Below are 12,057 nucleotides of genomic sequence, written 5' to 3' on the forward strand. Positions count from 1 at the left end.
CAGTATGAGCCATGGCCCACGATGCGACTGAGTGAAACCGAATAGCGGTGCTGCGTCCTACACCGGTTCAACATGGCGACGACGAGCGAGTGATCGGCATTCTAACGACAGGCCGGAAGCCGATATTTCCTCAATGCGACAACAATTTACAGAAGCACCAAGAAAATGACTTCGACACATTGACAGTCTCTGTTTTTTGTGCAGAGACAAAAGATATTAAACCTGTTAACGCTGCAAATTGCGGGCCTATTATTCGCAAACCCTTCTATTCCGGCAAGTGTAGCGTTTGATCTTATTTAGCCGGGCGTCTAAAACGGGCGTTTTCGGGGCAGGGATGTAGCACATTGCCTCATGTTTGGGCGCAAGGTTACACATTTGCACCGCCGGGTAACATTCAGAAACGCCCTACGAGATAAACCGATATTTATTGGTTTGGTGCGCAGTGCAGTCTGTCAGTCCCCGCGAACCGATGTAGGAGCCGGCTTGCCGGCGACAGCGATGGGTCAGTATTCATTTGATTAACTGGCCCACCGCTATCGCCAGCAAGCCAGCGCCTGCAGCGCTGGTGTTTCACAGTGAGATCCCACAAAAAAGCCCCACCCGGCCTACGCCGAATGGGGCTTGGTCCCATAGACCCGCCTACGCGACGTTCATGGTCTTGTGGGTATCGATCAGATGCTGCACCACGCTCGGATCAGCCAGGGTGGAGATATCCCCCAACCCGTCATACTCGGCCGTGGCGATCTTGCGCAGGATACGGCGCATGATTTTCCCCGAACGGGTCTTCGGCAAGCCTGGAGCCCATTGGATCACGTCCGGCGAGGCAATCGGGCCGATCTCCTTGCGCACCCAATTCTTCAGCTCCAGGCGCAGCGCCTCGCTCGGCTCTTCACCGTTTTTCAGGGTGACATACACATAGATGCCCTGGCCCTTGATGTCATGGGGCACACCGACCACAGCGGCTTCGGTGACTTTCGGGTGGGCAACCATGGCGCTTTCGATCTCGGCAGTGCCCATGCGGTGCCCGGAAACGTTGAGCACGTCATCCACGCGGCCGGTGATCCACCAGTAGCCATCTTCATCGCGACGCGCACCGTCGCCGGTGAAATACATGCCACGGAAGGTCTTGAAGTACGTGTCGACGAAACGGTCATGGTCGCCATACAGCGTGCGTGCCTGACCCGGCCACGAATCGAGGATCACCAGGTTGCCTTCGGCTGCGCCCTCGATGATGTTGCCCAGGTTGTCCACCAATGCCGGTACCACGCCAAAGAACGGACGTGCCGCCGAACCCGGCTTGAGCGCGTGGGCGCCCGGCAACGGGCTCATCAGGGTCGCGCCGGTTTCGGTCTGCCACCAGGTATCGACAATCGGGCAACGGGATTGACCGACGTTCTTGTAGTACCAGTCCCACGCTTCCGGGTTGATCGGTTCACCCACCGACCCCAACAGGCGCAAGCTGCTGCCATCGGTGCCTTCGCAGGCGGCGGTGCCGGAGGCCATCATCGCGCGAATGGCGGTAGGCGCGGTGTAGAGGATGTTGACTTTGTGCTTGTCGACGATTTTCCCCACCCGCGTGATATCCGGGTAGTTGGGCACGCCTTCGAACAACAGGGTGGTCGCGCCATTGGCCAGCGGGCCGTAGACAATATAGGTGTGACCAGTGACCCAGCCGACGTCGGCGGTGCACCAGTAGACTTCGCCCGGGCGATAGTCAAACACGCGCTCGTGGGTCAGGGCCGCATACAACAGGTAGCCACCGGTGGTGTGCTGCACCCCCTTGGGTTTGCCGGTGGAGCCGGAGGTATAGAGGATAAACAGCGCTTCTTCAGCGCCCATCTCTTTTGGCGCGCAGACGGTGCCCGCCACTTTCATCAGGTCTTCGTACCAGATGTCGCGATGCTGGTTCCACTTGATCTGGCCATTGGTGCGCTTGCACACGATGACTTTCTGGATGCTGCTGGTTTCCGGGTTGGTCAGGGCGTCGTCGACGTTGGCCTTGAGCGGTACCTTCTTGCCGGCACGAATGCCTTCGTCGGCGGTGATCACCACCTTGGATTTGCAGTCAATGATGCGACCGGCCAGGGCTTCCGGGGAAAAACCGCCAAACACCACCGAGTGGATCGCGCCGATGCGGGTACACGCCAGCATGGCGACCACGGCTTCGGGGATCATCGGCATATAGATGGTCACCACGTCACCGCGGTGCACATCCTGGCCACGCAGGGCGTTGGCGAACTTGCAGACTTGTTCATGCAGCTCGCGGTAGGTGATGGTGCGGCTTTCGGAAGGGTCATCGCCCTCCCAGATGATGGCCGCCTGGTCGCCGCGCTCGGCGAGGTGGCGATCCAGACAGTTATAGGAAACGTTGAGGGTGCCGTCCGCGAACCATTTGATATCGACATGGTGATCGTCGAACGAAGTCTGCTTGACCGTGGTGAAAGGCTTGATCCAGTCAAGACGCTTGGCTTGCTCGCGCCAGAAGCCGTCGGGGTTGACCACCGACTGCTGGTACATGGCCTTGTAGGTCGCCTCGTCGGTCAGCGTGTTGGCTGCTACTTCGGGGCGAACGGGGTACAGGGAAGCCGCACTCATCTTTCTTACCTCGGTGACTATAGTTGTTGTTGTATGGCCCTGTTGTAGCCGGGGCAGGCCTATAGAACCATTCGACGATGGTAGTAACAAGCCCCTACAAATTACCCTGATATCTCCCGACAGCGCCCTGGATCGGGGCTTGCCGCGTGTTTTTCGGCACCGGAAAAAACCTCTCTCGTGGATTGTTACGAAAACCGCCAATAGTGTTTATCAAAAGCACGGGTATATGTATGTAACGCAGGCGCCTAAAATCAACCTCGCCAACAAGGCACCGTGATTAACCAAGTTGCAGCCCCCACGAAGGCACGTTAATCCGAACTCTCTACTCTAGTTGCACACGTGGCCTCACAAGGGTCCCGTGCCCCCCATCGACTGTAAAAAGGTAAATTGCAAATGAAAGCTTTATTAGTTATGGCCCTTGCCAGCTTGTGCGCCACCGCCGCCCTGGCCGACGAGATCCCGACTGACGTAGCCAGCCAGCATGCCGCCGTTGTTGAGGAATACACCTACGCCACAGACCTGGACATTGCCAAGGTGGTGTCCATGAGTTCCATTCCGAATGTCTGCGAAGTTGTTCCAGCACGTATGGAATATGAGGATCACCAAGGCCAGCGTCATATTCTTAATTACAAAGTCATGGGTAATGGTTGCTCTAACGGCTAATTATTTAGTTAGGGAAGGTCTGAAGTAAGCAGCCGTTTTTAACGGCCTCGCTGTCTGAGGTTCAAAAAACACCGACTTAATCGAAAATCAGACCTTTCCTCCTGTCAGTTCACTGTTTTTTGCGGAATAGCACCTTTTCAGGGCTCATTGTCCACATCACAGGCGCACCTCGCCTGCATTCAACAGTCGTTTTCGCATCATCCACAGGTTCGATAAGGCAAACAGTGTGGTCTGCTGCGCGGTGTTTTTCACCAAGCCTCGGAAGCGGACTTTCGTATAACCAAACTGGCGCTTGATCACCCTGAATGGATGCTCAACCTTGGCCCGGACTTGAGCTTTCGCGTATTCGATTTTGCGGCGCATGCGACCGATCAGGCTCTTTTTTGCATGCTTCTTATAGCTGCTGGGGCGCGCTGCGATCGACCAGATCATCTGGCGATGTTGATGCTCCGCACGCTTCTCCACGCCGGTGTAACCGGCATCGCCAGAGACGTAAGTTTCCTCGCCATGCAGCAACTGATCGACCTGAGTCACGTCCGCCACATTCGCCGCCGTGCCCACCACGCTATGTACCAGACCGGATTCAACATCGACACCGATGTGCGATTTCATCCCGAAATAGTACTGATTTCCTTTCTTTGTCTGGTGCATTTCGGGGTCGCGTTTACCGTCCTTGTTCTTGGTCGAACTGGGCGCATGAATGATCGTCGCATCGACCACAGTTCCCTGACGCAGCAGCAAACCTCGGTCGCCCAAATAGCCGTTGATGACCTGCAAAATCCCACCGGCCAGCTCATGTTTTTCCAACAGCCGGCGGAAGTTGAGGATCGTGGTTTCATCCGGAATCCGATCCAAATGCAGCCCGGCAAACTGGCGCAGAATCGTGGTTTCGTAGAGGGACTCTTCCATCGCCGGATCGCTGTAGCCGAACCAGTTTTGCATCAGATGAACCCGCAGCATGGCCATCAACGGATACGCCGGACGACCGCCTTCACCCTTCGGATAATGCGGCTCGATCAACGCAATCAGGCCTTTCCAGGGCACGACCTGATCCATCTCAATCAGGAAACGCTCACGGCGGGTCTGCTTACGTTTGCCTGCGTACTCGGCATCAGCGAAAGACATTTGCTTCATCGGGGCTCAACCGTTCAGTTCGTGGGACAGCCGTATCTCACCAGATTTGGAAGTCTTTTTCAGAGTTTCCTTAGTTAAAAACCACCCAGGCAATGTTCGCCGCAAGAAATCGTTCTTGCGGCAAAGAGCCTTGTTCGCTCCCCTCCTCGCTTGAACCGGATGCTACGATTGTGGCGCCACCACCTCCACCGCAAGGCAGGATGGGTTCATGAGAGCCAGTTTCGAGAAAATCCCCACCGAGGCCAACACTTCCTGGACCCTGCTGAACAGGCGCCTGCCGCAGGCGATCCCGTTTGAGTGGCACCACCACCCCGAGTACGAACTGACCCTCACCCTCAATAGCCGCGGGCACCGTTACATCAGCAACGACGTGGCGCGATACGATGATGGTGACCTGGTGCTGGTGGGCCCGAATGTTCCCCATAGCTGGGCTTCGGCGGAGATCATCGACCCGGCCCAACCGCATATCGCCCTGGTCATCTGGTTTTCCGAAACCTGGGCCGATTCGCTGATGAAGCTGTTCCCGGAAATGGCATCGACCCGCGCCCTGCTGGCGGCCGCGCGGCACGCACTGAGTTTCAGTGACGCCACCTCCCGTGCCCTGCGCCCGGTGATCGAGGCCATGGTCGAACAAGACGCCTCCCAGCGCCTGATCTCGCTGCTGACCGTGCTCAACACCCTGTCGCGGGATGTCGCGGCGCAGCATATCGCCGTGCAAGACGCCCCTCACATCATTGAGGATGCACGCATCCGCCGAGTCCTGGATTACCTGCACGGCCACTATGCACAGCCCCTGAGCATTCCTGAGCTGGCGCAAATGGCCTGTGTCAGCGTTTCCGCCTTCCACCGCATGTTCCGCAGGCACACACGCTGCACGGCATTGGACTACATCGTCCGGCTGCGCATCGGACACGCCTGCGCCCTGCTGATGCAAGGCAGCCTGGCCGTCAGCACCATCGCCGAGCAGGTTGGGTACGCTTCCCAGGCCCTGTTCAACCGGCAGTTCAAGGCGCACAAAGGCATGACGCCGTCTGATTTCCGTGGCCAGCACGGGCATCATTTCCAGTCAGGCATCGCCAGCCCGATTCTTCTTTAGCCTCAGGATAAAACGCCACAATCGTATTACTCAACGCGCCAAATGAGGCTGCCGCCCGGGCCATCCTCAGTGATTCCATACCTGCACGAATAATAAAAAAGCAGGCCACCCCATGAGCAACGCCCCGTCCTTCGCAAGTGCCGAGTTACCTGACGACTACAAGCGCAGCATCGTCGCGATGAAAAAGGCACTGCGTGCACAGATCGGCGACGTACCCACGCTGTTTGCCGAAGTCAGCACCTTTATCGCCACGGAAATCACCTCGATCAAGGCCCAGCAAGCCCTGACCGGCTCCGCCTGGCCAGAACTGGACTTTGCCACCATCGCCAACGGCCAGGTCACAGAAGAACAGCGCGCGCTGATCAAGCGCCGAGGCTGCCTGGTGATCCGTAACCACTTCCCCAGGCAGCAGGTGTTGGGGTGGGACAAGAGCCTGCTGGACTACCTGGACCACAATCAGTTCGACGCGGTGTACCGCGGCCCCGCCGACAATTTCTTCGGCAACCTGGAGGCCTCGCGCCCGGAAATTTTTCCGATTTATTGGTCCGAAGCCCAGATGCAAGCGCGTCAGCACGAACGCATGGGCAGCGCGCAATCGTTCCTGAACCGCCTGTGGACCACCCAGTCCCAGGGCCAGCAGTGGTTCGACCCGGACACCAACGCCTTGTACCCGGACCGTGTGCGGCGACGCCCGCCCGGCACCACGTCCAAGGGGCTGGGCCCGCACACCGATTCCGGGGCGCTGGAGCGTTGGCTGCACCCGGCCTACCTGAAGGTGTTCGAGAAAATTTACCGCAACGACTTCAAGTCCTTCGACCCATGGGACGCTGCCCATCGCACCGAAGTCGATGAATATGCCTACCCTGGCACCAAATGCTCAGCCTTCCGCACCTTTCAGGGCTGGACCGCGCTGTGCGACATGAGCGCCGATCAGGGCGTACTGCATACCTTGCCGATTCCCAAGGCCATGGCCTACCTGCTGCTGCGCCCTCTGCTGGACGACGTGCCCGACGATGAGCTGTGCGGCGTTGCGCCGGGCAAGGTGCTACCGGTCCTGGAGCAGTGGCACCCGTTGCTGGTCCAGGGTATGACACCGATCCCGGACGTGCAGGCTGGCGATTCGGTGTGGTGGCACTGCGATGTAGTCCATAGCGTCGCCCCGGTCGAAAACCAGCAGGGCTGGGGCAATGTGATGTACGTACCCGCCGCGCCCATGTGTCCGAAAAATCTGCGTTATGCCAGGGATGTGCTGCGGGCCTTTGAACAAGGCGTCTCGCCGGATGACTTCCCCCGCGAGGACTACGAAAAGCACTGGGGCAACCGCTTCATGACCTCACAACTGAACGCCCTCGGCCGCAAAGGACTTGGCCTGGAATAAGCACACCCTCTCACCACAAAAACAAAAAGGGCCACCCCATATGAAAACCGTCAATCACCTTGCCGTTGCTCTCTCCTTCGCCAGCCTCTGCACATTCACCGCGCAGGGCGCCCAGAGCAAAGGCAGTGTTGAAGTCGTGCATTACTGGACCTCCGGCGGGGAAGCCAAGTCTGTGGATGTACTCAAGCAACTGATCGAAAAAGACGGCTTCACCTGGCAAAACAGCGCCGTCGCCGGTGGCGGTGGGGCTGCTGCCATGACCGTACTCAAGACCCGTGCGGTATCCGGCAACCCGCCCTCCGCTGCGCAAATCAAGGGCCCGGATATCCAGGAGTGGGGGAATCTGGGCTTGCTGACCAGCATCGACGGTGTAGCCCAGGCCAATCAATGGGACAGTATTCTGCCCCCGAGCATTGCCCGGCTCATGAAATATGACGGCCATTACGTCGCCGTACCACTCAACATTCACCGTATCAACTGGCTCTGGACCAACCCCGCCGTGCTCAAGCAGGCCGGTATCTCCCAGGCGCCGGAAACCCTCGAAGAGCTGTATGCCGCCGGTGACAAACTCAAGGCCGCCGGTTTTATCGCGATTGCCCACGGCGGCCAACCCTGGCAGGACACCACGGTATTTGAAGGCCTGGTGCTGAGCATCCTCGGGGCGGAAGGTTTCAAGAAAGCCTTTATCGATTACGACGAAGCCACCTTCACCGGCCCGAAAATGACCGAAGTGTTTGTCGCGCTGCGTAAGCTCAAGACCTACATCGACCCCGATGGCGCGGGACAGGACTGGAATATGGAAACCGCCAAAGTCATCCAGGGCAAGGCTGGCATGCAGATCATGGGCGATTGGGCCAAGAGCGAGTGGAGCGCGGCCGGCAAGAAGGCCGGTATTGATTATGAATGCGTGCCCTTCCCCGGCTCCCAAGGTATCTATAGCTACACCATCGACTCACTGGCCATGTTCAAGCTGTCCAGCAAAAACGACACGCCAGGCAACAATGCCGCGCGCGACGACCTGGCCAAGATCGCCCTGGAACCGCAATTTCAATCGGTATTCAATCAGAACAAAGGCTCCATCCCGGTCATTACAGGCATGGACATGAGCCAGTTCGACAGGTGCGCCCAGGCGTCCGCCAAGGATTTTGCCGAAGCCGAGAAAACCGGGACCCTGGCGCCAAGCATGGCGTTCAATATGTCGACCTCCCAGGCGGTGCAAGGCGCGGTTTTTGATGTGGTCAGCCACTTCATGAGCGATAAAGACGCGGATCCGGCCAAGGCAGGGAAACAGATGTTTGCCAGTATTCAGGCGGCTGCGCAGTAAGGTCCTGTCGCCAGTTCTTGCGCCAAAGGGCGCAGGAACTGCGGTGCCGAATCTGCCGCTGGCCCAGGCCTTGAAAGCAGCGCCTACCGCCTGTCAAAAAAATCCATGCCTGGCAAACCCTTGCAAACCCGCACTCTGGCCGCAAACACCGTCAATTTGGCCGCCCACCGAGACCATCCGCCGCAACACAAAGCCAAATTTTTCCCTATAATGCGCGGGTAAATCGGGCCTGCAATATCCTTTTACATGGGGTAACCAGCCAGACCTGAGGCCCCGCAGGAGCAAGACACTGTCGCTCCGCCCCTCAGGGCTCATGCAGAGAACCGTAGCCCTATTCCGTTTAGTGCCTGCGCGAGCTGTTGCAACAAACGATTCCTTAAAGATCCACCGCGGCCCTTGGGCCGTGTGAACACCCAACCATCCGGTTTCACACGGGCACCATTGGCCCTCACGCAGGAGACGACACGTCATGCTGAGCTGGGACGAATTCGACAAAGAAGAAGAAGGCGAAGTAGCCGCTAAAGGCGCCAACGCCGGCCACGCCACCGAAGCCAACATGGACCGCCTCGACGGTGCCGGCGCTGCCGCGGCCATCGAAGCCCGCGCCGTGACCGCCAATGACTCCGCCGCCATCGTGCGGGCCAAGGCCGCCCTGGACAAACTCGACATCGCCGAAGGCCTCGCCGAGCTTGAAGGCGCCAGTGCCCGTGTCGCCGTTGACGAAAAACGCATGATCAACTGCCGCGCCGACCTCAACCAGCTCGTGCCCTTCAAGTACGACTGGGCCTGGCAGAAATACCTCGACGGCTGCGCCAACCACTGGATGCCGCAAGAGGTCAACATGACCGCCGACATCGCCCTGTGGAAAAACCCCGAAGGCCTGACTGACGACGAACGTCGCATCGTCATGCGCAACCTGGGCTTCTTCTCCACCGCCGACTCCCTGGTCGCCAACAACCTGGTCCTGGCCGTGTACCGCCTGATCACCAACCCCGAGTGCCGCCAGTACATCCTGCGCCAGGCCTTCGAGGAGGCGATCCACACCCACGCCTACCAGTACTGCATCGAATCGCTGGCCATGGATGAAGGCGAGATCTTCAACATGTACCACGAGATCCCATCGGTCGCCAAAAAGGCCGCCTGGGGCCTGAAATACACCCGCTCGATCTCCGATCCGAAGTTCGAGACCGGCACCGTCGACACCGATAAAGAACTGCTGCGCAACCTGGTCGCCTACTACTGCGTGCTGGAAGGCATCTTCTTCTACTGCGGCTTCACCCAGATCCTGTCCATGGGCCGGCGCAACAAAATGACCGGCGTGGCCGAGCAGTTCCAGTACATCCTGCGCGACGAGTCGATGCACCTGAACTTCGGCATCGACGTGATCAACCAGATCAAAATCGAAAACCCACACCTGTGGGATGCCGAAATGAAGGAAGAAGCGACCCAGATGATCCTGCAAGGGACCCAGCTGGAGATCGAATACGCACGCGACACCATGCCGCGCGGCGTGCTGGGCATGAACGCGGCCATGATGGAGGACTACCTCAAGTTCATCGCCAACCGTCGCCTGTCGCAGATTGGCTTGAAGGAAGAGTACCCAGGGACCACCAACCCGTTCCCGTGGATGAGCGAGATCATGGACTTGAAGAAAGAGAAGAACTTCTTCGAGACGCGAGTGATCGAGTATCAGACAGGTGGGGCGTTGAGCTGGGATTGATCGGTTCATGAGTGCAACGTGAAAAAGCCCTGGGATCGCACCCAGGGCTTTTTTATCGCCGCCGGCTTGCCATTTCTTGAAGTACATCACCTCAAGCACCTGGCCCGGAAGGGTTCGGATCGCATCTCCAATGCTGTAGCCTTATGCCCCAATTGCCATCAGCGTTGTCACCGGTCCAGCGACCGGGATGATTTCACTGCGGGTTTCTACTGGAAAATCGACAGACTGATACCGGACTAGACTCCTGCGATAACAGCTTATGCATTCAAAAAAAATAGTAGACAGGACCGAGGCCACCCCGTGAACCCAGACATGCTAGAAGCCGGCCCAGAGGGCGCCAAGGTACTTTCAGTGTTCGACTTCGACGGCACCCTGACCCGCCACGACAGTTTCGTGCCATTTCTCAAATTTGCTTTCGGCAGGCAGGAATTCAACCGCAGGATGCTCAAGCTGGCACTGCCTGGCCTGCGCTTTCTATTGCGCCGGATGAGCCGGGATGAGCTCAAGGCCCAGTTGATTCGCACCTTTATGACCGGTGTGGAGAAGGCCTGGGTACAGCAGAAAGCCGAGGAATACTGCAAGACCTACTGGAATAAACTGATGCGCCCTGCCGGCTTGCAGTCGGTGGCCGATGAGATTGGTTCCGGTGCCGAGGTGACGCTTTGCTCGGCGTCGCCGGCAATCGTGTTGCAGCCTTTTGCTGATCGGCTGGGGATCAAGTTGATCGGCACCGAGCTTGAAGTGGTCGACGGCGTCTTGAGTGGGCGCCTCACGGGCAACAACTGCCGTTGTGAGAACAAGGTGCTGCGGCTTGAAGCAGTGTATGGCGACCTGGGTGAGTATCGGCTCAGGGCCTGGGGCGACACGCGCGGGGATCGCGAGTTGCTGGCGGCGGCGCAGGATGCCCATTGGCGGCATTTTCATTCGGCCAAGCGTCGGGGCAAGCCGAAACTGAAAGCCCGTTAACACCAGGCACGCCCTTGCAGGAACTGGCCTGCCAGTGATGAGGCCCCTGAATTATCCGGTGAGCTGTCGAACGCCATCGTCGGCAAGCCGGCTCCTACAGAGGGAAATGGATGTTTAAGGCGCGTCCGTTATCCGCTATTAATAGTGAATATTCCCACGGACCCGCTCCCATGAAATTCGACACAGCCTATTGCCTGAGCCTGGACGAAAAGCTGTCGATCTATGACGTGCGCGACCTGAATTTCGACGAAACCGCTGCTTTCGATTCGGACAAGGACAGTTTCTTGTGCCCCAACGATGACTGCCGCGCAGCGTTTGCGGTGGGCAATGTACTGGGTACGTTCAACGGGAAGAACGTCAACTACCTGCGCACCCCGCATTTCAAAAACCTGCCCAGTACCCGCCATATCGACGGTTGTCGCTATGCCAGCCACAAACCCGGCGCAGGAGAAACCGAGAACGAGCGCGAGGAAAATTTCCCGTCAGAATTTGTGCTGACCCGTCGTCAGTACGAACGCAAAGCCCCCATCCCGGAGTCCACAAGAGCTATCGTGCAGGATCCAGCAAAAGCGCCTTCAGCATTTGCTGATACTTCCCATAATTCCAGCGAAACCACACCGGACAAGACCAGCGTCTTCGCCCACCCCGTGGAATGCTACGTGTCCAACATCGACGACAGGGACAAGCTCAAGGGTATGCCGTTGAAGATCGGTGACCAGAGCGCGACCTACTGGGCGTTTTTCAAGAAGATCGAATACCTGCAGGACAACAAGGGCTTGATCTACTGGGGCAGGATCAAAGCGATCAAGGACTACACCAGCAGCTTTCGCATCGACTTCGAAAAGAAGGTGTGGCTCGACAAGAAGCCCTACTCCGTCAACGTGTACCTGAACAAGAAACTGATCGAGAACTACCGCAAGCGCAAGGCGTTCCTGGAGCAGATCAAGGCCGCCGTCGACAGTGAACGCCCGTTGTATTGCTTCTTTTACGGCGTGACGCCGGAGTTGAAACAGGTACCGAGCAAGAAAAACCCCGAGCAGACATTCGGGGTGTTCAGTGCCGATATCCAGAACCTGGATCACCTGCTTATCCGCGAGGCGCCGGGGTTGGAGGAGAAATGACCTGGAGCGCCCGCCAATCGCGGGCCAGTCACCCAGAAAATGATCCAGTTGATGAACGGT

At 58.1% G+C, this 12,057-nt stretch carries 9 protein-coding genes and 1 pseudogene; 8 read left to right on the forward strand and 2 right to left on the reverse strand.

Going from position 1 to position 12,057, the window contains the following annotated elements; all coding sequences use genetic code 11:
- Positions 1-639: 639 nt before the first annotated feature.
- A complete protein-coding gene (acs, locus tag HZ99_RS09675) occupies positions 640-2,595 on the reverse strand; it encodes an acetate--CoA ligase (RefSeq protein WP_038442654.1) in 1,956 nt (651 codons plus the stop codon).
- A 393-nt stretch (positions 2,596-2,988) separates the two neighbouring features.
- Between acs and HZ99_RS09680 the strand changes: the two genes are divergently transcribed.
- The gene (locus tag HZ99_RS09680) at positions 2,989-3,258 is read left to right on the forward strand and encodes a DUF2790 domain-containing protein (RefSeq protein ID WP_038442657.1); all 270 of its coding nucleotides are present in this window, start codon (positions 2,989-2,991) and stop codon (positions 3,256-3,258) included.
- Between the two features lie 156 nt (positions 3,259-3,414).
- On the opposite strand, the gene HZ99_RS09685 is transcribed toward HZ99_RS09680, so the two are convergent.
- Entirely contained in the window at positions 3,415-4,392 is a 978-nt protein-coding gene (locus HZ99_RS09685; protein ID WP_033902000.1) for an IS5 family transposase, read from the reverse strand.
- Between the two features lie 208 nt (positions 4,393-4,600).
- Between HZ99_RS09685 and HZ99_RS09690 the strand changes: the two genes are divergently transcribed.
- From HZ99_RS09690 to HZ99_RS09715, 7 genes and pseudogenes are all read left to right on the forward strand, one after another.
- Entirely contained in the window at positions 4,601-5,488 is an 888-nt protein-coding gene (locus tag HZ99_RS09690; protein WP_038442659.1) for a helix-turn-helix domain-containing protein, read from the forward strand.
- Between the two features lie 112 nt (positions 5,489-5,600).
- Positions 5,601-6,866: a DUF1479 domain-containing protein gene (locus tag HZ99_RS09695; protein WP_038442661.1), complete on the forward strand. Its 1,266-nt coding sequence runs from the start codon at positions 5,601-5,603 to the stop codon at positions 6,864-6,866.
- Positions 6,867-6,906: 40 nt separating this feature from the next.
- Entirely contained in the window at positions 6,907-8,190 is a 1,284-nt protein-coding gene (locus tag HZ99_RS09700) for an ABC transporter substrate-binding protein (protein WP_038442664.1), read from the forward strand.
- Between the two features lie 469 nt (positions 8,191-8,659).
- Complete coding sequence (locus tag HZ99_RS09705; protein WP_038442666.1) at positions 8,660-9,910, forward strand: ribonucleotide-diphosphate reductase subunit beta; 1,251 nt, start codon at positions 8,660-8,662, stop codon at positions 9,908-9,910.
- A 51-nt stretch (positions 9,911-9,961) separates the two neighbouring features.
- Positions 9,962-10,150, forward strand: a pseudogene (locus HZ99_RS27720) (HNH endonuclease); the annotation flags it as partial.
- A 60-nt stretch (positions 10,151-10,210) separates the two neighbouring features.
- Positions 10,211-10,876, forward strand: coding sequence for an HAD family hydrolase (locus HZ99_RS09710; protein WP_038442667.1), 666 nt, complete (start codon positions 10,211-10,213; stop codon positions 10,874-10,876).
- 170 nt (positions 10,877-11,046) lie between these two features.
- Entirely contained in the window at positions 11,047-11,997 is a 951-nt protein-coding gene (locus HZ99_RS09715; protein WP_038442669.1) for a hypothetical protein, read from the forward strand.
- The last annotated feature ends 60 nt before the right edge of the window (positions 11,998-12,057 follow it).

It is taken from the genome of Pseudomonas fluorescens, from assembly GCF_000730425.1.
Classification (GTDB): Bacteria; Pseudomonadota; Gammaproteobacteria; order Pseudomonadales; family Pseudomonadaceae; genus Aquipseudomonas; species Aquipseudomonas fluorescens_X.

Bases quoted from the DNA above. Each gene is read 5' to 3' on its own strand.
- HZ99_RS09705 (WP_038442666.1), top strand. From the start codon at position 8,660: ATGCTGAGCTGGGACGAATTCGACAAAGAAGAAGAAGGCGAAGTAGCC.
- HZ99_RS09690 (WP_038442659.1), top strand. From the start codon at position 4,601: ATGAGAGCCAGTTTCGAGAAAATCCCCACCGAGGCCAACACTTCCTGG.
- HZ99_RS09715 (WP_038442669.1), top strand. From the start codon at position 11,047: ATGAAATTCGACACAGCCTATTGCCTGAGCCTGGACGAAAAGCTGTCG.
- HZ99_RS09685 (WP_033902000.1), bottom strand. From the start codon at position 4,392: ATGAAGCAAATGTCTTTCGCTGATGCCGAGTACGCAGGCAAACGTAAG.
- HZ99_RS09700 (WP_038442664.1), top strand. From the start codon at position 6,907: ATGAAAACCGTCAATCACCTTGCCGTTGCTCTCTCCTTCGCCAGCCTC.
- acs (WP_038442654.1), bottom strand. From the start codon at position 2,595: ATGAGTGCGGCTTCCCTGTACCCCGTTCGCCCCGAAGTAGCAGCCAAC.
- HZ99_RS09695 (WP_038442661.1), top strand. From the start codon at position 5,601: ATGAGCAACGCCCCGTCCTTCGCAAGTGCCGAGTTACCTGACGACTAC.
- HZ99_RS09680 (WP_038442657.1), top strand. From the start codon at position 2,989: ATGAAAGCTTTATTAGTTATGGCCCTTGCCAGCTTGTGCGCCACCGCC.